Here is an 18747-nt window from a genome sequence, read left to right as displayed (position 1 = left end):
TGGGGGAGTGGGCGAGGCCGGCGCGCGCGCGGGGGGGGCCCCCCCCCCCCCCCCCCCCCCCCCCCCCCCCCCCCCCCCCCCCCCCCCCCCCCCCCCCCCCCCCCCCCCCCCGGCCCAGCACGGACTCGGCGCGGGTGCCCGCGTAGACGTCGGCGGTGTCGAAGGTCGTGATGCCGGCGTCGAGGGCGGCCGCCACGCAGGCGCGGGCGGCGTCCTCCTCGACCTGGCCACCGTGGGTGAGCCAGTTGCCGTAGGCGATCTCGCTGATGGTGAGGCCGGAACGGCCGAGGCGTCGGTACTCCACGGACCGCGACGCTAGCCGCGGCCGGTCACAGCTGCTGGCCGACCGCCACCTCGGGCTTGGGGAACCGCCAGCGGCGGATCATGGTGGAGCGGCTGATGCCGTACCAGACCAGGCTCCGGCTCTTGACCTGCTCCTTCGGGAAGCGCTCGCGCACCGTGCGGGAGATCCGCCGGCCCAGCACGAACGAGTCGCCGATGAAGACCAGGAAGTAGGCCATCCAGACCAGGACGGTGTAGCCCTGCACCGCGGGGTTGGGCACGAAGTAGCCGACGAGGATGAGCGCGGCGATCGGCAGGAACAAGGAGCCGAGGTTGCGGCGGGAGTCGACGATGTCGCGGACGAGCTTGCGGACCGGGCCGCGGTCGCGCGCCGGCAGGTAGGAGTCGTCGCCCATCGCCATGCGCTCGCGGGTGCTGGCCCGGCGGGCGGCCTGCTGCTCCCGCATCCGCTTGTAGGCCTCCTTGCGGGTGGCCGGCGGCGGCGGGGGCGGCCCGGGGCGCCGCACCTGGGCCTCGCTGCGCTTGGGCGTCGGGCGCCCCTTGCCGGCGGCCTTGACCAGCTCGGCGGTCAGGTCGGCGGACGTCTCGGGCGCGCTCTCGGCGCGGTCGCGGCGGCCGGGCAGACGGAGCTTCACGCGATCGAGTCTACGGGGGGACCCGCACGTCACCCTCCTGCCGCGGCCGGGAGCCGTACAGTGGGAAGAGGACCCGCTGCGGCGGTGTTGGCCCGTTGCGGGAGTCGCCGCAACTGGCACCCCTCGGACGTGGGAGGACACGAACATGACGGTGCAGGACACCACGGCGACCGGCGTCGTCCTGAGCGACCCGGCTGCGGCCAAGGTCAAGGCTCTGCTGGACCAGGAGGGCCGCGACGACCTGCGGCTGCGGATCGCCGTGCAGCCGGGCGGGTGCTCGGGTCTGCGCTACCAGCTCTTCTTCGACGAGCGCTTCCTCGACGGCGACCAGACCTACGACTTCGGCGGCGTCGAGGTCATCGTCGACCGGATGAGCGGCCCGTACCTGGGCGGCGCGGTCATCGACTTCGTCGACACCATCGAGAAGCAGGGCTTCACGATCGACAACCCCAACGCCACGGGTTCGTGCGCCTGCGGCGACAGCTTCAGCTGAGCAAGGACCCCGTCGCCCCCCAGGACACGCTCCGCGCGCCCCGGGTCCCGGCGACGGGGCCGTTCCAGGAGTGACGGAGGCCCGGTCCCCCTCGGGGGTCGGGCCTCCGTCGTCTCGTCCTACAGCTTGACCGGGTAGACGGTCTCGGGGATCTCGGGCTTGACCCGCTCCTCGACGAAGATGCCGTGCCACACCATGAAGACCAGCACCTCCCACACCTGGCGGGCGACGCGCTTGCTGGGCACGTCGGCCTCGCGCAGCCGGTCGAGCAGCCCGAGCACGTGGTCGCGGTCCAGCCACTCGTCGGTCTGGCTCTCGGTGACGATGCCGCGCGCCCAGTCGTGCAGCGGGCCGGCGAGGAAGTCCGCCGTCGGCACGGGGAAGCCGAGCTTGCGCCGGTTCATGATCCGCGGCGGCACGATCTGCGCCATGGCCTGGCGCAGCGCGTACTTGGTGGCGTCGCCGCGGCGCGGCACCCGCTGGTCGACCGGGATGGTGCTGGCCAGCGCGAAGACCTCGGGGTCGAGGAACGGCACGCGCAGCTCGAGGGAGTTGGCCATGGTCATCTTGTCGGCCTTGACCAGGATGTCGCCGCGCAGCCAGGTGAACAGGTCCACGTACTGCATGGCGGTCACCTCGTCGTAGCCGGCGGCGCGGGTCTGCCGGTACAGGTCCTCGGTGACGGCGACGTGCGAGAGGTCCGGGTCGTGGCCGGGCAGCAGGGCGGCGAGCTCGTCGTCGCGCATGTTGCGGGCGTTGCCGTAGTAGCGCTGCTCCAGCGGCATCGACGCGCGGCGGAGCAGGTCCTGGCCGCGGACGCCCTCGGGCAGCAGGTCGGCCAGGCGCGCCATCGCCCGCCGGCCGGCCGCCGGCAGCTTGCTCGCCCACGCCAGGCTGATCGGCTCCCGGTAGATCGTGTAGCCGCCGAACAGCTCGTCGGCGCCCTCGCCGGACAGCACCACCTTCACGTGCTTGCGGGCCTCGCGGGCCACGAAGTACAGCGGCACGAGCGCCGGGTCGGCGACCGGGTCGTCCAGGTACCAGACCACCGTGGGGATGGCCTCGGCGAACTCCTCGGCGGTGATCTCGACCGGCACGTGCCGCACGCCGAGGATCTGCGCCGACTCCGCGGCGATCTCGATCTCAGACTGCTCCTGCCGCTGGAACCCGACGGTGAAGGTCATCAGGTCGGGGTTGTAGCGGTGGGCGAGCGCCGCGATCGCGGTGGAGTCGATCCCGCTGGAGAGGAACGACCCGACGGTGACGTCGGCGCGCATGTGCTTGGCGACCGACTCGTCGAGCGCCTCGGCGATCCGGTCGTAGAGCTCCTGCTCCCGGCCGGCCGGCACCGGCTGCGGCCTCCACGCGGGGTGGAAGTAGCGGCTGGTGTGCAGCTCCCCGTCGACGACGGTGAAGCTCGTGCCGCTCTCGATCCGGCGGATCCCGCGGTGCAGCGTGGCCGGCTCCGGCACGTACTGCAGCGTCAGGTAGTGCTGCAGCGAGGCCGGGTCGACCCCGCCGGCGGCGGCGCTGCCGCCGAGCAGCTCGAGCACCGCCTTCTTCTCGGAGCTGAAGACCAGCCCGCCGTCGGCCAGCCGCGCGGTGAACAGCGGCTTGATGCCGAACGGGTCACGGGCACCGAACGCCGTCCGGGTCTCGGTGTCCCAGATGACGAAGGAGAACATCCCGCGCAGCCGGCGGACGACGTCCTGGCCCCACAGGTGGTAGCCCGCGACGATCGTCTCGGTGTCGCCGTGCGTGGCCAGCTCCGCCCCGGCGGCCTGGAGCTCCTCGCGCAGCTCCAGGTAGTTGTAGATCTCGCCGTTGAACAGGATCCGGTACCGGTCCCGCGCGTAGGGGAGGGGCTGCGGGCTGCCCTCCAGGTCGATGATCGACAGCCGGTTGAACCCCAGGACGACGTTCGCGTCGGACCAGACGGCGGTGTCGTCGGGGCCGCGGTGGTGCAGGCAGTGCAGCGCCTCCCGGACGCTGTCGAGGATCGGCTCGCCGACCCGGTCGGCGTCGGTGGACAGGTAGGCCAGCAGGCCGCACATGGGCGCAGGTCTCCGGTTCGTGTCCCGGCGGGTCGCCGGGAGGGTGGTCAGACGCGCTCGCCGGCGCGGGTCTTGCGGGTGGCGATCCGCTCGGCGACGAACGACAGGATCGGGACGGTGCCGGCGAGGATCACCAGCACGCTGCCCTTGAGGGTCCAGCGGGCGCGGATCGCCAGGTCGAGGGCGGTCAGGAAGAAGATGAAGTACAGCCAGCCGTGGGCGGTGCCGATGACGGCGACCGGCTCGCTGGGGCCACCGAGGTACTTCACCGGGACGGCGACGAGCACCAGGGCGATCAGCAGGACGCCGACCACCCAGGCCATGACCCGGTAGCGGAGCAGGGCGGCGGGGACGTCCTTGCCGACCCGGCGGGCGAGGGCGCGCGGCAGCCCGGCGGGCGCCGCGGACGGCTCAGCGGGCACCGGGGCCCCGCTGGCCGAGGGCCTTCTCGTTGAGCTCGGCCAGGTAGGCGTTGTACGCGGCGAGCTCCGGGTCGCCGGTGGTGTCGATCCGCGGCCGCTGGTAGAGCACCAGCGCGTTGCCCGGCTCGTCCTCGTCCGGGTCGCGGTGCAGTTCCTCGCGCACCATCCGCACGTAGAACCACAGGCCCATGAACCCGTAGAGGGGCCACTGCAGCGCGTAGCTCCAGTTCACCGCGCCGCCGCCGTTCTCGGCCTTGGTCAGCTGCCAGTACCCGAGGAAGAAGGTGGCGACGAACAGCGCCGCCACGAGGACGTGCAGCGCCACCCACTTCGGGGTCAGCAGCCGGGAGAACACGTCCCGACTCTAACCGCCGCCGGGGGCCCTCCGGGCCGCCGGTGAGGCCGGTCACGCGCCCGGTGGCGGGCGCGCGCGGGGGCCCGTCGAGCCCGCCGGGTCACGACCCGGCCTCGGCCCCGCGGGTCGTGTCCTTCCGGTGATCGGCCGCCGAGCGGGGTCGGCTAGTCTCGCCGCAGACTGTGGTCGGCGCGCGACCACCCCGCCGGCACGGCGGGAGGCGGCGCCGGGGATGACCGCCCGGGACCAGCCGGGGCGGCGGACGAGGAGGCAACGAGCAGTGGCTCGAGGCAACAGGCTCGCGCGGGTCGCCGCGCTCGGTCTCCTGGGGGTCCCGGCCCTCTCCGGGTGCACCCCGGACAACGAGTTCTGGCGCTGGGGCTGGCCCTCGGGCATCACCGAGCAGTCGCAGGACATGAAGGAACTGTGGATCTGGTCGGTCATCGCCGCCCTGATCGTCGGCGTCCTGGTCTGGGCCCTCATCGGCTGGTCGATCGTCCGCCACCGCAAGAAGGGCGACGAGCTGCCGCGGCAGACGGCGTACAACCTGCCGCTGGAGATCGTCTACTCGATCATCCCGTTCCTCATCATCGCCGGGCTCTTCTTCTTCACGGTCGTCGTGCAGAACCGGGTGCAGGAGCGCAGCGAGGACCCGGACGTGAACATCACCGTCCAGGCCTTCAAGTGGAACTGGGAGTTCCTCTACGCGGACACCGCGGAGGACGAGGAGGACCAGGTCAGCACGGTCGGCAACAGCGAGGAGATCCCGATCCTCGTCCTGCCGACCGACCGCACCGTCCAGTTCTACGTGCGCTCGGCCGACGTCATCCACTCCTTCTGGGTGCCGGAGTTCCTCTTCAAGCTCGACGTCATCCCGGGCAACGAGAACGGCCGGGACAACGTCTTCGAGGTGACGATCGACGAGGGCCAGGAGGGCGCCTACGTCGGTCGCTGCGCCGAGCTCTGCGGCACCTACCACGCGTACATGAACTTCGAGATCCGCGTGGTCAGCGGCGACGACTACGACGAGTACCTCGAGCTGCGCGAGGCCGGCGCCACCACCGCGGAGGCCCTCGAGCAGGTGGACCCGGAGCTGGGCGGCACCTCGGTGTCGACCGAGCCCTGGGACTTCGCCGAGGACGCGCAGCAGGTCGACGGCTGACGTGGTCACCTCGTACACGATCCACAGCACGACGCAGCCCGGAGGACGTCCGTGAAGGTCGAAGCCGCAATCTTCAACATCGTCTCCGCCGTCCTCGTGGTCTTCGCCGTGGTCTACGGCTTCTGGGCGAAGGAGCCGATCGGGACGACCGCGCTCGCGCTGTCGGCGGGCCTGACGATCCTGGTCGGCGGGTTCTTCTGGTTCATCTCGCGGCGCATCGACGCCCGCCCGGAGGACCGCAAGGACGCCGAGATGGCCGACGGCGCCGGTGAGCTGGGCTTCTTCAGCCCGGCCAGCTACTGGCCCATCGGCATCGCCTTCTCGGCCGGCGTGACCGCGCTCGGGCTGGCCTTCTGGTACCCGTGGCTGATCAGCATCGGCGTGGTCGCCGTCCTCGTCACCGTGGGCGGGCTGCTGTTCGAGTACTACGTCGGGCAGAACGCGCACAGCTGACAACGGCACCGCCCCGCGGCGGTGCGACCCGAGGGCCCCTCCTGCGACCTGCAGGAGGGGCCCTCGTCGTCTCTGGCCGTCCTGCGCCGTCCCGGTCCTCCCGAGCCCTCCGCCTGCGGCGCGGCCGATCCGGCCAGCGGATCCCAGCGGCCACTCACGCGGTCGGGGGCGGCCCGCCGCGCTCCTCGCGCCGGAGCACCGCGGACGTCCGGCGCGGGCCGCGGCCGGGGGAGGGGCGACCCGACCGGTGTCCCTCGTCCTGCCGTTCCCGGGCCTGTGGTGGCCGCTGAGGGGTCGACGCCCGGCCGGGGTATCCCTTCATGGCCCGTGTCGGCCGGCGCCGTGTACCTGGCCGGGGCCGTGGGCGTGTCCACCGCCGACCGGCGACGGAGGGGTGTGGGCCGGTGCCCGCCGGTCGAGGCGGCCCGCGCGTCGGTGCGCGACCGGCCGGTCCAGCAGCCGAGGCCGCCGGGTGACCAGGCCGGGGGCCACCGGTGCCCCTCGTCCGGCCGTTCCGGGAGCCGAGGTGGCCGCTGAGAGGGCAACGCGGCCCGGGTTACCCCGGGGTGTCCGAGCCGGCCGGCGGCGCGTGCGTGGTCCCGACCGTGCCGACCAGCGGCCGGCGGCCGGCGACCGAGGAAGCGGGTGTCCGCCGGCCGGTGTGGCGCCGGGGGAGTGGCCGGCCGGTGACGCGTGCGTGGTCCCGACCGTGCCGACCGGCGGCCGGCGGCCGGCGACCGAGGAAGCGGGTGCCCGCGGGGTCGAGGCGGCCCGCCCGTCGGTGCGCGGCCGGCCGGCTCAGCTGCCTCCCGACGGCCTCCGTGGAGCGCTGAGCGGCGCCGATGGAACGAGCTCCTCTCCGGAGCCGTGGACGCCCCGGGGGGACCCGAGGCGTCCGGCGAACGCTAGAGGGCCCGGTGGACGTCGTCCACCGGGCCCTCTCGTCCTGCTGGGTCGATCAGTCGCGCGGCTCCTGCGGCTTGCCACCCTCGGAGGGGCGACCGCCCTCGGACGGACGCCCGGAGGTGGTCAGCTCGCGGGACTCCGCGTCGGCCAGGCCGTGCTCCTCGCGCCGCTGCTCGAGCTCGACCTGCGCCGGCTCCTCGATCGGCGTGAAGAACCCGCGGATGGCCCGCCGGGCGCCACCGATCTGGTTCATCTTCTTCGGCACCGGGGCGCCGCCGTAGGCGAGCTGGCCGTGGCCGTGCTCGTCCACCGGGCCGAGCGGCTGGTGCACCTCGATGAACTCACCGTGCGGCAGCCGCCGGATGACACCGGTCTCGATGCCGTGCTCGAGCACCTCGCGGTCGTGCTTCTGCAGGCCGAGGCAGATGCGGTAGGTGAGCACGTAGGCGATCGGCGGGAGGATCACCATGCCCAGCCGGCCCGCCCAGGTCATGGCGTTGAGGCTGATCATGAACTTGTCGGCGATGACGTCGTTCGCGCCCGACAGCAGCAGCACGACGTAGAAGGTCAGCGCCATGGCGCCCAGCGACGTCCGGACGGGCACGTCGCGGGGCCGCTGCAAGAGGTGGTGCGACGCCGTGTCGCCGGTCAGCTTCCGCTCGATGACCGGGTACAGCGCCAGGACCGTGAAGATGATCCCGGGCAGCACCACGGTCGGCCAGAACAGCGCCGGGATCGTGTAGTCGCCGGGCAGGTTGAGGTCCCAGGCCGGGAAGAGGCGGGTCGAGCCGTCCAGGAACATGACGTACCAGTCGGGCTGCGAGGCCGCCGACACCTGCGCGGGGTTGTACGGCCCCCACAGCCACAGCGGGTTGATCTGCACGAGGCCACCGAGCGCGGCGCAGACACCGAACACCACGAAGAAGAGGCCGCCGGCCTTGCCCGCGAACGTCGGGAACAGGCGGTTGCCGACCACGTTGTGCTCGGTCCGGCCGGGGCCGGGGAACTGCGTGTGCTTCTGCTTGACCAGGATCAGCAGGTGCAGCGCGATCAGCGCCAGCAGGATCGCCGGGATCAGCAGGACGTGGGCGATGTAGAGACGTCCGACGATCAGCTCGCCGGGGTAGTCGCCGCCGAACACGGCCCAGTGGGTCCAGGTGCCGATGACGGGGATCGCCAGGATGATCGCCGACATGATCCGGAGGCCGGTGCCCGAGAGCAGGTCGTCCGGGATCGAGTAGCCGGCGAAGCCCTCGGCGATGCCCAGGACCAGCAGGCCGACGCCGATGAACCAGTTCGTCTCGCGCGGCCGCCGGAAGGCGCCGGTGAAGAAGATCCGGAGCAGGTGGCAGACGATCGACGCCATGAACAGCAGCGCCGCCCAGTGGTGGATCTGCCGGATCAGCAGACCGCCGCGCACGTCGAAGGAGATGTCCAGGGTCGACTCGTAGGCAGCCGACATCTCGACGCCGCGCAGGGGCGCGTAGCTGCCGTCGTAGGTGACCTCACGCAGCGAGGCGTCGAAGAAGAAGGTCAGGTACGTGCCGGTCAGCAGCAGGATGATGAACGAGTAGAGCGCGATCTCGCCCAGCAGGAACGACCAGTGGTCCGGGAAGACCTTGTTGAGCGTCCGCCGCAGGGGGCCGGCGACGATCAGCCGGTCGTCGACCTCGAGCGCGGCCTTGCCCAGGCGCGTGGTCGGCGCCCCCGGAGCCGTGGCGGTGCGAGCCATCAGATGCGCTCCCGGTTCCAGTAGGTGGGGCCCACGGCCTCAGGGTAGTCGCCCAGCGCGATGAAGTAGCCCTCGTCGTCGACCCCCAGGGGCAGCTGGGGGAGCGACCGGGTGGCCGGACCGAAGACCGGCTTCGCGCCCTGCGTGATGTCGAACTGCGACTGGTGGCAGGGGCACAGGATCCGGCTGGTCTCCTGCTCGTACAGCGACACCGGGCAGCCGGCGTGGGTGCAGATCTTGGAGTAGGCGACGTAGTCGCCGTAGCCGAAGTCGGCCTGGCCCGCACGCGGCTGGTTGACCGCCATCTGCTCGGGACGCAGGCGGAACAGCATGGTCGCCGCGTCGGACTCGCGGTTGCCGCCGGGAACGGCCGGGAAGACCGTCTCCAGCGAGCCGGGGACCGCGTCGCCCGGGCGGATCGGGGTGCCGTCGTCCCGCACGAGCCGGACGCCGTTCGCCCACGAGGTGCGGCCCAGCGGGTCGCCGGTGTTGGGGTTCTTGATGAGACCGCCGAGCGGCATGAGCAGCATCAGCCCGAGGCCGCCGCCCATGAAGGCCAGCGAGCGGGTGATCAGCTTCCGGCGCGCCAGGCCGCTGTTGTGCAGGCCGCCGACCAGGGTGGCGCCGGTGGTCACGCGGTCGAAGTGCGAGCCGTCGTGCTTGTCCTGCACCGCCGTCTCGTGCGGCAGCAGCTTCTTGGTGTAGAGCACCAGGCCGAGGCCCACGAGGACCAGGGCCAGGCCCATGAGAGCACCGAGCAGCGGGGTGAACAGCGTGCTCCACGTGTCGCTGTCGATGGTCCACTCCCAGTCGGGGAGGAACCAGCCGGAGCCCACGTAGACGACGACGAACGCGAACGACGCGAGGCCGGCCAGCGCGAACACGGTGCCGATCTGCCGGACGTAGCGGCGCTCCAGGGGCGAGCCCGGCTCGGGGCCCGGGTCGACGTGCAGGACCTGCACGCCGTCGTAGGCGGCACCCAGGCGGTCCAGGTCCTCGCGGCTCATGGCCGCGAGCTGCTCCGGGGTGTGGTCGTCGTCCGGCCCGCCGTGCAGCGGGCCCGGGACGTCCGCGCCGCCGGCCGAGCCGGGGCGGGTGTCGTGCGTGGTCACGCCTTGCTCCCCATCCAGAAGATCCCGAACATCAGGGCGCTGATCCCGACGACCCAGATCACCAGACCCTCGCCGACGGGGCCGATGCGGCCGATGCCGGCGCCACCCGGGTCCGGCATCTCCTTGACCGTCTGGATGTAGTTGATGATCGAGCGCTTCTCCTCGGGCGTGAGCTGGTTGTCACCGAAGACCGGCATGTTCTCCGGCCCGCTCAGCATCGCGGTGTAGATCTCGAGGTCCGTGGCGTCGTGCAGGTCGGGGGCGTACTTGCCCGAGGAGAGGGCGCCGCCCTCGCCGACGAAGTTGTGGCACGAGGCGCAGTTGAGCCGGAACAGCTCGCCGCCGAGGGCGAGGTCGCCCTCCCGCAGGTCGCCGCTGGGCACGGTCGGGCCGCCGCCGTTGGCCTGCACGTAGGTGATCAGCTGGTCGATCTCCTCGTCGCTGAACACGACGGGCTTGTCCGGCCCCTGCTCGGCCTGGCGGACCAGCGGCATGCGGCCGGTGTGCACCTGGAAGTAGACGGACGCGCCGCCGACGCCGATCAGCGACGGGCCGCGGCCGTCCACGCCCTCGAGGTTCTCCCCGTGGCAGGTGATGCAGCTGTTCTCGTAGATCTCGCGGCCGGCCTCGTAGTCCGCGCTCCCCGCCGTGGCGTCGGCCTCCTCGGCGTGCGCCGGGGCGAGGGTGGAGTACAGGGCGCCGGTGAGCACGAGCGCGGCCATGAGGCCGGCGACGTTGGCGACCCGGCGGCGGGCCTTCGACAGCCGCCGCGACCGGGCGGCGGCAGCCGGGGTGCCCTGGGCCGGGCGGACCCGGGAGAGGCGCGAGCGACGCGGCACGTCGTCGGGCTGGGCGTCGGACTGCGGGTTCGTGGTGGACACCGTTTCCCTAGCGGATCAGGTAGATCGTGGCGAAGAGCCCGATCCACACGACGTCGACGAAGTGCCAGTAGTAGGAGACCACGATCGCCGAGGTCGCCTGTGCCGGCGTGAAGCGGCCCATGGCGGACCGGATGAGCAGGAAGACGAAGGCGATCAGGCCGCCGATGACGTGCAGGCCGTGGAACCCGGTCGTGAGGTAGAAGACCGACCCGTAGGTGCTGGTGTTGATCTTCGTGCCCTCTTCGACGAGCTGCACGTACTCGAAGGCCTGCCCGAGGACGAAGACCAGCCCCATCACGAAGGTGATCGAGAACCACCGCCGCAGGCCGTACACGTTGCCCTGCTCCGCAGCGAAGACGCCGAGCTGGCAGGTGATCGACGACGCGACGAGGATCGTCGTGAAGACGAGCGCGTACGGCAGGTTCAGGTGGGTGGGCTCCGGCGGCCAGTTGTCCGCGCCGACTCGCGCACGCGCGGTGAAGTACATGGCGAACAGGCCGGCGAAGAACATCAGCTCGCTGGAGAGCCAGACGATCGTGCCGACGCTGACCATGTTCGGTCGGGTCAGGGAGTGCACCCGCGAGGTGTCGAAGGTGCCGCTCGCGACGGGAGCCGTTGTCACCCGGTCATCATGGCATCGCGCGCCGACGCCGACGACCGTGGGTCGACGGGCGTGGCGGTCCGTGACCGGCTCGAGATCGATCCGGAGGTGGGCCCGGTCGGCGCCCGCCGGGCACTAGGCTCCCCGGCGTGAGCGCTCCCGCCACCAGCGAGGCCGTGCCGGCCACCGTCCTGGTCTACAGCTCCCGGCCCGAGGTCCGCGAGGCCGTCCGCACCGCGGTGGGCCGCCGGCCCGCGGCGGACGTGGGCCCGATCACGTGGGTCGACTGCGACACGGGGGAGGACGTCGTCGCGGCGGTCGACGAGGGCGGGATCGACCTCTGCCTGCTCGACGGGGAGTCCCAGCCCACCGGCGGGATGGCGCTGGCGCGCCAGCTCAAGCTCGAGGTGGCCGACTGCCCGGCGCTGTGCGTGCTCATCGCCCGGCAGCCCGACCGCTGGCTGGCGCACTGGTCGCAGGCGGACGCGACGCTGCCGATGCCGATCGACCCGCTGACCGCGCCGCGCGTCGTCGCCGACGTGCTGCGCGCGCAGGTGGGCGTGCCCACCGTCCGACGCTGAGCGCCGTGGGCGCGCCCACCTGGCCGGCCCTGCTCACCCGGCTCCTGGCCCGGGAGGACCTCTCCGAGGACGAGGCCGCCTGGGCGATGCGGGAGATCATGGCCGGCGAGGCGACCGCGGCGCAGATCGCCGCGTTCGCGGTCGCGCTGCGGGCCAAGGGGGAGTCGCCGGCGGAGGTGGCCGGCCTGGCCACGACGATGCTGGCCCGCGCCACCCCGGTCGAACTGGCCGGCGAGTGCGTCGACATCGTGGGCACCGGCGGGGACGGCGCGCACACGGTCAACATCTCGACGATGGCCTCGGTGGTGACCGCGGCCGCCGGGGTGCCCGTCGCCAAGCACGGCAACCGGGCGGCGTCGTCGTCCTCCGGCGCCGCGGACGTGCTGGAGGCGCTGGGCGTGGTCATCGACCTCCCGGCGCCGGCCGTCGCCCGCTGCGTGGCCGAGGCGGGGATCGGTTTCTTCTTCGCGCCGGTCTTCCACCCCGGCTTCCGCTTCACCGGGGCGCCGCGCCGTGAGATGGGTATCGGCACGGTCTTCAACTTCCTCGGGCCGCTGGCCAACCCGGCCCGGCCGGTCGCGGCCGCGATCGGCTGCGCCGACCCGCGGATGGCGCCGGTCCTGGCGGCGGTGCTGGCCGAGCGGGGCATGCGCGCGCTGGTGTTCCGCGGGGACGACGGCCTGGACGAGCTCACCACCGCGACGACGTCGTCGGTGTGGGTGGTGGCCGACGGCACGGTCACGCCCGAGCGGGTCGACCCGGCCGCGCTGGGCATCGCGCCGGCGTCGGTCGGCGCGCTGCGCGGCGGGGACCCGGCGTTCAACGCCGACGTGTTCCGCCGGGTGGTGGGCGGGGAGCCGGGGCCCGTGCGCGACGCCGTCCTGCTCAACGCGGCCGCGGCGCTGGCCGCCCACGCCGGCGTCGGCGCGGACCTCGCCGCCGCCCTGGCGGCGGGCCTGGAGCGGGCCGCGGCGGCGGTGGACGACGGCCGCGCGGCCGCGCTGCTCGACCGCTGGGTGACCGTCAGCCGCGAGGTGGCCCCGCCGCGCTAGTCCTGCGGCTAGTCGGCGGTGTCGAAGCCGATGGAGAAGGCCGCCTCGAGGTCGTGGCGGGAGTAGGACCGGAAGGCGATGTGCGTGTCGGTCTCCAGGACGCCGGGGACCTTGTTGATCCGGCCCGCGATCACCTCGGCGATCTGGTCGAACTCCCGCACCCGCACGACGGCGATCAGGTCGGTGTCACCGGCGACGGAGTAGACCTCGCTCACGCCGTCGAGGTCGGCCACGGCCTGGGCCACCTCGGGGATGGCGTCGGTGGCCGCGTCGATCATGACGATGGCGGTGATCACGCCGGGGATGCTAGCCGGGGCGGGACCCGTCCGCCGGGTCCGCCGCCACCGGGGGAGACCCGGTCCGGCCGTGCCCGGGTGCCGAGGGCCCGGCCGTCGGCGAAGGGCTCGCGCTCGCGGCGGCCCGCCTCCACCCGGTCCAGGAAGGCGCTGTAGTGCCCGGTGCCGGGCACCGGGCAGGCGAGCGTGCCGTCGACCTCCACCAGCCGGGTGCCGGGCTTCTCCATCCAGCGCAGCACCAGCTCGGTCTCGTCGACCGTGGCGGCCAGCTCCCCGTCGGGCCCCAGCGGGGTCTCGGCGGTGGCCAGGAGCCCGGCCAGCGTGTGCCGGACCGACGAGCCCCGCGGCGCCCCGCCGGCGGCCACCAGCCGCCCCCGCCGGACGACGGACAGGTGCCAGCCGCCCGCGCCGTCGGGGCGGGCGATCACCAGCTGCGGCACCGCCGCCAGCGACTCCAGCCGCTGCCGCCGCCGCACCGCCCGCACCAGGACGGCGGCCCGGTCGCGCAGGACCGCGGCGTCCTCGTAGCGCTCCTCGGCGGCGAGCCGGTCGACCCGGGCCAGCAGCGGGTCGAGCAGCGCCTCGGGGTCGGCGGCGACGGCGGCCCGCAGGACCCCGGCGATCGCGCCGTACTCCTCGACCGACTGCGCCCCGGTGCACGGCGCGCCGCAGCGGCCCATGCCGGCCAGCGCGCACGCGGTGCCCAGCACCTTGAGCGACAGGCGGGACGTGCACTGCCGCAGCGGCAGGGACTCGTGGATGGCGGCCGCGGCGGCGTCGGCGGCGCGGCGGTCGGGGAAGGGGCCGAGGAACACCCCGGCGCCCGGGCGGACCCGCCGGACGACGGACAGCCGGGGGAACACCTCCTCGGTCAGCCGGATCCACAGCGCCCGCTCCGGGAAGCGCGAGCGGCGGTTGTAGCGCGGCTTGTGCTCGGCGATCAGCCGCAGCTCGCGGACGGCGGCCTCCAGGTCGTGCGCGCACGGGATCGCCTCGACCCGCCGGCTCAGCGCGACCATCTCGGTGATCCGGCTGCGCTGCTCGCTGGAGGTGAAGTAGCTGCGCACGCGGCTGCGCAGGTCGTTCGACGTCCCCACGTAGAGCGCCTCGTCCTTCGGGCCGCGGAAGACGTACACCCCGGGGCCGCCGGGCACGTCGTCGGCCAGGTGCCGCTTGCGGCGCCGCTCCGGGTCGACCTGCCGGGTGAGCCCGGTCAGCTCCTCCAGCGAGGTGATGCCCAGGGGGCCCAGCCGCTCGAACAGCCCGTGCAGCACGTCGACGGTCGCGCGGGCGTCGGCCAGCGCGCGGTGGCAGGGGTCGGTGGCGGCGGAGAAGTAGGGCGCCAGGGTGGCCAGCTTGCAGTTGGGCACCTCGTCGCGGCTGAGCAGCCGGCGGGCGAGGACGGCGGTGTCGACCGAGGCCGCGGCCGGCCACGGGATGCCGTTCTCGGCGCACGCGGCCCGGAGGAAGCCGAGGTCGAAGGGGGCGTTGTGGGCGACCAGGACGGCCCCGTGGGCGAACTCCAGGAAGCCGGGCAGCACGGCGCCGATGCGCGGCGCGGCGGCGACCATCGTCGTGGTGATGCCGGTCAGCACGCTGATGTAGGGCGGGATCTCCCGGCCGGGGTCGACCAGCGTCTGGAACTCGCCGAGGACCTCGCCGCCGCGGACCTTCACGGCGCCGATCTCGGTGATCGCGCTGTCCCGCGGCGAGCCGCCGGTCGTCTCCAGGTCGACCACCACGAAGGTGACCTCCGACAGCGGGGTGCCGAGCTCCTCGATGGTGCCCTGCACGTACCGCGGGCCCGGGTCGAAGCGGGGCGCCAGGTCGCGGCCCCCGGCGCCGGCCCGGGGCACCCACCCGGCGGGGGTGGCGGGGAGAGGCGGCACGCGGCGGACGGTAGGTCGGCCCACCGACAGTCTCCGGGACCCACGCCGGGACCCCCGCCGGCGCCGGGGCCCGGGCGGGGGCCCCACCTCAGGGTGGGGGGCGTCGCCCGCCCGGGCGAACCCCCAGGTCGGGGTGGCGGCGGGGCCGCGGACGGGACACCATCCTGCCGCGGGGTCGCCGACGGCCCCGACGCAGGAGAGGTGACCGATGCCCCAGCGCTCCCGGTGGCGCGCACGTCGTCCGTCGGTGCTGCTCGCCGCCGTCGCCGCGACGGCGGTCGTCGGCCTCGCCGGCCCGCTCGCCGCGCCGGCCGCGGCCGACCCGAGCGACCAGCCCGGCGGCACCTCCGGCGTCCTGGACAGCGAGGCGCTCGACGAGCTGCAGCGCCGGGCCGCGGACGTGCAGGCGGACCTGCTCGCCCGGCAGGGCGAGGTCGTCGCGGCGCAGGAGGCGCTGACCGCCGCCCGGGACGCCGCCGCGCAGGCCGAGGCCGAGGTCGCCGGCGTCGAGGAGGAGCTGGCCGGCTACCAGGACGTCGTCGCCGAGTACGCCTCGGCGGTCTACCGGGACGGCGGCGCGCTCACGCCGCTCACCCTGCTGCTCAGCGGCGGCGACCCGGGGGAGATGGCCACGGCGCTGGGCTACCTGGAGGCGGTGGACGCGCACGCCGCCGAGGTGGTGACCGCGGCCGAGCGGCAGCGGCAGGCGGCGGTGGCCGAGCGCGACCGCGCCGCGGCCGCCCTCGCGCAGGCGCAGGCGCGCGCCGACCAGGTCGCGGCGGAGGTCCAGGCGCTGGAGGACGCCGCCTCGGCGGTGACCAGCGAGCTGGACGCCGCGCTGGGCGACGTGGACCGGCAGCTGGCCCAGCTGCAGTCCGAGCAGGTCCGCGTCAACGAGCAGACCGCGGCCAACTGGCGCGCCTACCTCGACGAGCTCGTGGCGGCCGGGGTCGCCGCGCCGCCGGCCGCCGAGCTGCTCGACCCCGCCGCGGGGCTGCCCGGCGGGCTGGTGCCGGTCGGCTCGGCCACCGGGGGCGCCCAGGCCGGCGCCGCCCAGCTGCCGCGCCAGCCGACGTCGCTGCTGGTGCTCCCGCGCGAGGTGCTCACGGCGGTCAGCACGGCGATGGACCAGCTGAGCCTGCCGTACGCGCCGGGCACCGCCGGGCCGGAGTCCTACGACTGCGGGTCGCTGGTGCAGTCGGCCTACCGGGCCGCCGGGGTGGAGCTGCCGGCCGACCAGGCCGGCCTGTTCGCGATCACCCGGCCGATCGCGGCCGAGGACGTGCTGCCCGGGGACCTGGTCTTCCTGGGGACGCCGGAGTCGGGCCTCGGCCACGTCGGCCTGGCCCTCGACACCCGTTCGATGCTGGCCGCCGACGCGCGCGCCGGGGCGGTGGTGGTCCGCTCCCTGCCGACCGACCAGGTCCTGATGATCGGCCGGCCGAGCCTCGGCCAGCGCCCCGCCGAGCCGGCCCCCGGGCCCACCGGCGGTGCGCTGCGGGTGGAGTGCGGTAACACCGTCTACCCGCCGAGCTTCGACGGGGCGCGCTCGTGGGGCGGCTACCCGAACGGGCTGATCCCGCCGAGCGCGCTGTGCGACATCGGCGCCGGGTCGCACGCGCTGCGCTGCGACGCGGCGGCGGCCTACCGCGCGATGAGCTCGGCCTTCGCGGCCGCGTTCGGGACGCCGATCTGCATCACCGACTCCTACCGCACCTACGCCAGCCAGGTGCGGCTGTACGGGCAGAAGCCGGCGCTGGCCGCCGTCCCCGGCACCAGCAACCACGGCTGGGGGCTGGCGGTCGACCTCTGCGGCGGCATCCAGACCTTCGGCACCCCGCAGTACCAGTGGATGGTCGCCAACGCGGGCCGGTTCGGCTGGCTGCACCCGACCTGGGCCGACCCCGGCAACGGCCGCGAGGAGCCCTGGCACTGGGAGTTCGCCGGCACCTGACCGGAACTGTCGGTGGGCGTGCCTACGTTCGCGCCAGACCGACGAGAGGACCGGGAGGAGAGCGGCCATGCTCATCGACTGCGACACCTGCACCGCCCGCGGTACCGGCTGCGCCGACTGCGTGGTCACGGTGCTGCTGGGAGCCCCACCGGGGTGGCAGGGCACCGACCCGGCCGTGGTGCCGAGGACCCGCCGGGCGGCGCGCCCGGCCGAGGAGGAGACCGCGACCGGAGCCGCCGGCCCCGGCGTGGTCGTGGAGCTGGACGAGGTGGAGCGGCGCGCCGTCCGCGCCCTCGCCGAGGGCGGTCTGGTGCCCCCGCTGCGGCACCGGCCGGCATCCGGGGAGGAGCCCGGTGGCTCGCGGCGCATCGGCTGACGGTGCCCGGGGCCGCCGTGTCGGTGACCGAGCGCAGTGACGGGCCTGCGGATCGTGGCAATTCCCACAGAACCCGCAGGTCACGTTTGTCACAACTGCATCACGTCCGTACGGTGAGCGCGTCCGACCGGGAGGTCGTCACCTGATCCGGGGTGACCTCGGCCGGACACCGCCGAGTCACCGCAGGTGTCGGCGTCGCCTCGCAGGCGGCGTCGGGGTCGAGGTGAGCCGGGGACCCACCGCAGCACTGGGGTGAGTTCTCCCGTGCGCCGTTCGCGGCGTGCGGAGATAGGGCACGTCTTCCCAGCCCGAACCCGTCAGCTAACTCGGTAGGCGGTTGCTGAGGAAGAACGGAGAGCCGCCGACCGTGGCGACGCCTCGCCCCGCCCTGGGGCATGCACGAGAACAGCTCCCCCCCGGATCCCCCGCCGGGTACCGCACCTCCCGCTCCCGCCGGCTCGGCCGCGGGGTGCTCCTGGGGACCACCGCCGCCCTGACGATCACCGCCCTGCCGGGCACGGCCGCCGCGGACCCGACGACGGCGACCACGCCGGAGCAGGCCGCCCAGCTCGTCGCCGAGGCCGACCACCAGCTCGAGGTCGTCGCCGAGCAGGTCAACGAGGCCCGCGAGGTCCTCGCCCTGCAGCAGCTCGCCGTCGCCGAGGCCCGCGAGCAGGTCGAGCAGACCGCGGCGCAGCTGGATGCGCTGGACGGGCAGATCCGCCAGGTCGCCCGCAGCGCCTACACCGGCGCCGACGACAGCCTGGCCACGTTGGACCTGCTGATGACCAGCGACTCGGCCGAGGACTTCGTCAGCAGCCTCGCGATGCTCGACCAGATCGCCGGGCACACCACCGGGGTCCTCGCCGACGTGTCGGCGGCCGCCGAGGAGGCCGCGCAGGCGCAGGCCGACGCCGACGCCGCCGAGGCCGCCGCCCAGCAGACGCTGGACGACCTCAGCGCCCAGGAGGACCGGCTGGAGTCGGACATCGCCGACTACCGGGCGCAGTACGACCGGCTGACCGCCGAGCAGCGGCAGCAGGTGCAGCAGGCGCAGGTGGCCCACACCGGCCAGGCCGTGGCGCCGGCCGCGGTGGCCCGTCCGGTGGCCGCCAGCGGCGCCGCGCAGGTCGCCGTCGACACCGCCCTGGCCCAGGTCGGCGACCCCTACGTGTGGGGCGCCGGTGGGCCGAACTCCTTCGACTGCTCCGGCCTCACGCAGTACGCCTACGCCGCGGCCGGCGTCAGCCTGCCGCACTCCAGCCGCATGCAGTCGCAGATGGGCACCGCCGTCTCGCGTTCCGAGCTGCAGCCGGGCGACCTGATCTTCTACTACAGCCCGGTCAGCCACGTCTCGATGTACGTCGGCAACGGCCAGATGGTGCACGCCTCCACCTCCGGCCAGCCGGTGAAGGTGGTCGGCGTCGACTCGATGGGCGGGATCACCGCCATGCGCCGCATCGTCTGAACGAGGAACCCCCTCGCCCCCA

Annotated in this window: 19 protein-coding genes and 1 riboswitch; of the genes, 8 read left to right on the top strand and 11 right to left on the bottom strand. The window is 74.0% G+C overall.

Translation table 11 applies throughout. The annotated features are described in order from the left end of the window. Window positions 1-304: aldo/keto reductase (locus ACI79F_RS17610; protein ID WP_456578924.1), on the bottom strand; the 304-nt coding region annotated here is incomplete at its 3' end. A 25-nt stretch (window positions 305-329) separates the two neighbouring features. Beyond that, window positions 330-938, bottom strand: coding sequence for a DUF3043 domain-containing protein (locus ACI79F_RS17605; protein WP_456544884.1), 609 nt, complete (start codon window positions 936-938; stop codon window positions 330-332). A gap of 145 nt (window positions 939-1083) precedes the next feature. On the opposite strand from ACI79F_RS17605, the gene ACI79F_RS17600 reads away from it, so the two are divergent. Further along, window positions 1084-1431 (top strand): HesB/IscA family protein, encoded by a 348-nt coding sequence (locus tag ACI79F_RS17600; protein ID WP_456544883.1) that lies wholly within the window; start codon window positions 1084-1086, stop codon window positions 1429-1431. A 119-nt stretch (window positions 1432-1550) separates the two neighbouring features. Here ACI79F_RS17600 and asnB read toward each other — a convergent pair whose 3' ends face one another. From asnB to ACI79F_RS17585, 3 genes are read right to left on the bottom strand one after another with little or no spacing between them, the layout of a single operon-like run. Continuing rightward, complete coding sequence (asnB, locus tag ACI79F_RS17595; protein WP_456544882.1) at window positions 1551-3485, bottom strand: asparagine synthase (glutamine-hydrolyzing); 1935 nt, start codon at window positions 3483-3485, stop codon at window positions 1551-1553. A 47-nt stretch (window positions 3486-3532) separates the two neighbouring features. Further along, the gene (locus ACI79F_RS17590; protein ID WP_456544881.1) at window positions 3533-3907 is read right to left on the bottom strand and encodes a DUF3817 domain-containing protein; all 375 of its coding nucleotides are present in this window, start codon (window positions 3905-3907) and stop codon (window positions 3533-3535) included. Next, window positions 3897-4262: a metalloprotease gene (locus ACI79F_RS17585; protein ID WP_456544880.1), complete on the bottom strand. Its 366-nt coding sequence runs from the start codon at window positions 4260-4262 to the stop codon at window positions 3897-3899. Before ACI79F_RS17585 ends, ACI79F_RS17590 begins: the two co-directional genes overlap by 11 nt. Window positions 4263-4542: 280 nt before the next feature. Between ACI79F_RS17585 and ctaC the strand changes: the two genes are divergently transcribed. Beyond that, window positions 4543-5424 carry an aa3-type cytochrome oxidase subunit II gene (ctaC, locus tag ACI79F_RS17580; protein WP_456544879.1) on the top strand — a complete coding sequence of 294 codons (882 nt, stop codon included), beginning with the start codon at window positions 4543-4545 and terminating at the stop codon, window positions 5422-5424. Window positions 5425-5475: 51 nt separating this feature from the next. Beyond that, window positions 5476-5877 (top strand): cytochrome c oxidase subunit 4, encoded by a 402-nt coding sequence (locus ACI79F_RS17575; RefSeq protein ID WP_456544878.1) that lies wholly within the window; start codon window positions 5476-5478, stop codon window positions 5875-5877. Window positions 5878-6835: 958 nt separating this feature from the next. Here the strand turns inward: ACI79F_RS17575 and qcrB are convergent. From qcrB to ctaE, 4 genes are read right to left on the bottom strand one after another with little or no spacing between them, the layout of a single operon-like run. Beyond that, window positions 6836-8515 carry a cytochrome bc1 complex cytochrome b subunit gene (gene qcrB / locus ACI79F_RS17570; protein WP_456544877.1) on the bottom strand — a complete coding sequence of 560 codons (1680 nt, stop codon included), beginning with the start codon at window positions 8513-8515 and terminating at the stop codon, window positions 6836-6838. Then, window positions 8515-9627 (bottom strand): cytochrome bc1 complex Rieske iron-sulfur subunit, encoded by a 1113-nt coding sequence (qcrA, locus tag ACI79F_RS17565; RefSeq protein WP_456544876.1) that lies wholly within the window; start codon window positions 9625-9627, stop codon window positions 8515-8517. The genes qcrB and qcrA overlap by 1 nt, the downstream gene beginning before the upstream one ends. Continuing rightward, window positions 9624-10508 carry a cytochrome bc1 complex diheme cytochrome c subunit gene (qcrC, locus tag ACI79F_RS17560; RefSeq protein WP_456544875.1) on the bottom strand — a complete coding sequence of 295 codons (885 nt, stop codon included), beginning with the start codon at window positions 10506-10508 and terminating at the stop codon, window positions 9624-9626. Before qcrC ends, qcrA begins: the two co-directional genes overlap by 4 nt. Before the next feature lie 7 nt (window positions 10509-10515). Then, entirely contained in the window at window positions 10516-11130 is a 615-nt protein-coding gene (gene ctaE, locus ACI79F_RS17555; RefSeq protein ID WP_456544874.1) for an aa3-type cytochrome oxidase subunit III, read from the bottom strand. A 128-nt stretch (window positions 11131-11258) separates the two neighbouring features. Here ctaE and ACI79F_RS17550 point away from each other — a divergent pair, with 128 nt between their 5' ends. Both ACI79F_RS17550 and trpD read left to right on the top strand, forming a co-directional pair. Continuing rightward, the gene (locus tag ACI79F_RS17550) at window positions 11259-11690 is read left to right on the top strand and encodes a hypothetical protein (RefSeq protein WP_456544873.1); all 432 of its coding nucleotides are present in this window, start codon (window positions 11259-11261) and stop codon (window positions 11688-11690) included. A 5-nt stretch (window positions 11691-11695) separates the two neighbouring features. Beyond that, window positions 11696-12742 (top strand): anthranilate phosphoribosyltransferase, encoded by a 1047-nt coding sequence (trpD, locus tag ACI79F_RS17545; protein ID WP_456544872.1) that lies wholly within the window; start codon window positions 11696-11698, stop codon window positions 12740-12742. A gap of 8 nt (window positions 12743-12750) precedes the next feature. On the opposite strand, the gene ACI79F_RS17540 is transcribed toward trpD, so the two are convergent. Both ACI79F_RS17540 and ACI79F_RS17535 read right to left on the bottom strand, forming a co-directional pair. Next, window positions 12751-13038, bottom strand: coding sequence for an Lrp/AsnC family transcriptional regulator (locus ACI79F_RS17540; RefSeq protein ID WP_456544871.1), 288 nt, complete (start codon window positions 13036-13038; stop codon window positions 12751-12753). Beyond that, on the bottom strand, window positions 13035-14927 hold the full coding sequence (locus ACI79F_RS17535; protein ID WP_456544870.1) for a DEDD exonuclease domain-containing protein: 1893 nt from the start codon (window positions 14925-14927) through the stop codon (window positions 13035-13037). The genes ACI79F_RS17540 and ACI79F_RS17535 overlap by 4 nt, the downstream gene beginning before the upstream one ends. A 208-nt stretch (window positions 14928-15135) precedes the next feature. Between ACI79F_RS17535 and ACI79F_RS17530 the strand changes: the two genes are divergently transcribed. The 3 genes from ACI79F_RS17530 to ACI79F_RS17520 all read left to right on the top strand — a co-directional run bounded on the left by ACI79F_RS17530 (window position 15136) and on the right by ACI79F_RS17520 (window position 18725). After that, window positions 15136-16881, top strand: a complete 1746-nt coding sequence (locus tag ACI79F_RS17530; RefSeq protein ID WP_456544869.1) for an NlpC/P60 family protein — start codon at window positions 15136-15138, stop codon at window positions 16879-16881. Window positions 16882-16948: 67 nt separating this feature from the next. Further along, window positions 16949-17257 carry a hypothetical protein gene (locus ACI79F_RS17525; protein ID WP_456544868.1) on the top strand — a complete coding sequence of 103 codons (309 nt, stop codon included), beginning with the start codon at window positions 16949-16951 and terminating at the stop codon, window positions 17255-17257. 195 nt (window positions 17258-17452) lie between these two features. Further along, window positions 17453-17608: riboswitch (cyclic di-AMP (ydaO/yuaA leader) on the top strand. Window positions 17609-17726: 118 nt separating this feature from the next. Then, window positions 17727-18725: an NlpC/P60 family protein gene (locus ACI79F_RS17520; protein ID WP_456544867.1), complete on the top strand. Its 999-nt coding sequence runs from the start codon at window positions 17727-17729 to the stop codon at window positions 18723-18725. Window positions 18726-18747: the final 22 nt, after the last annotated feature.

It is taken from the genome of Blastococcus sp. SYSU D00868 (genome assembly GCF_054050575.1).
The sequence above is the reverse complement of the archived record's forward strand: the minus strand, read 5'-3'. Positions and strand labels throughout refer to the sequence as shown.

Coding starts and splice junctions, on each gene's coding strand:
- ACI79F_RS17525 (WP_456544868.1), top strand. CDS start 16,949: ATGCTCATCGACTGCGACACCTGCACCGCCCGCGGTACCGGCTGCGCC.
- asnB (WP_456544882.1), bottom strand. CDS start 3,485: ATGTGCGGCCTGCTGGCCTACCTGTCCACCGACGCCGACCGGGTCGGC.
- ACI79F_RS17530 (WP_456544869.1), top strand. CDS start 15,136: ATGCCCCAGCGCTCCCGGTGGCGCGCACGTCGTCCGTCGGTGCTGCTC.
- ACI79F_RS17600 (WP_456544883.1), top strand. CDS start 1,084: ATGACGGTGCAGGACACCACGGCGACCGGCGTCGTCCTGAGCGACCCG.
- qcrB (WP_456544877.1), bottom strand. CDS start 8,515: ATGGCTCGCACCGCCACGGCTCCGGGGGCGCCGACCACGCGCCTGGGC.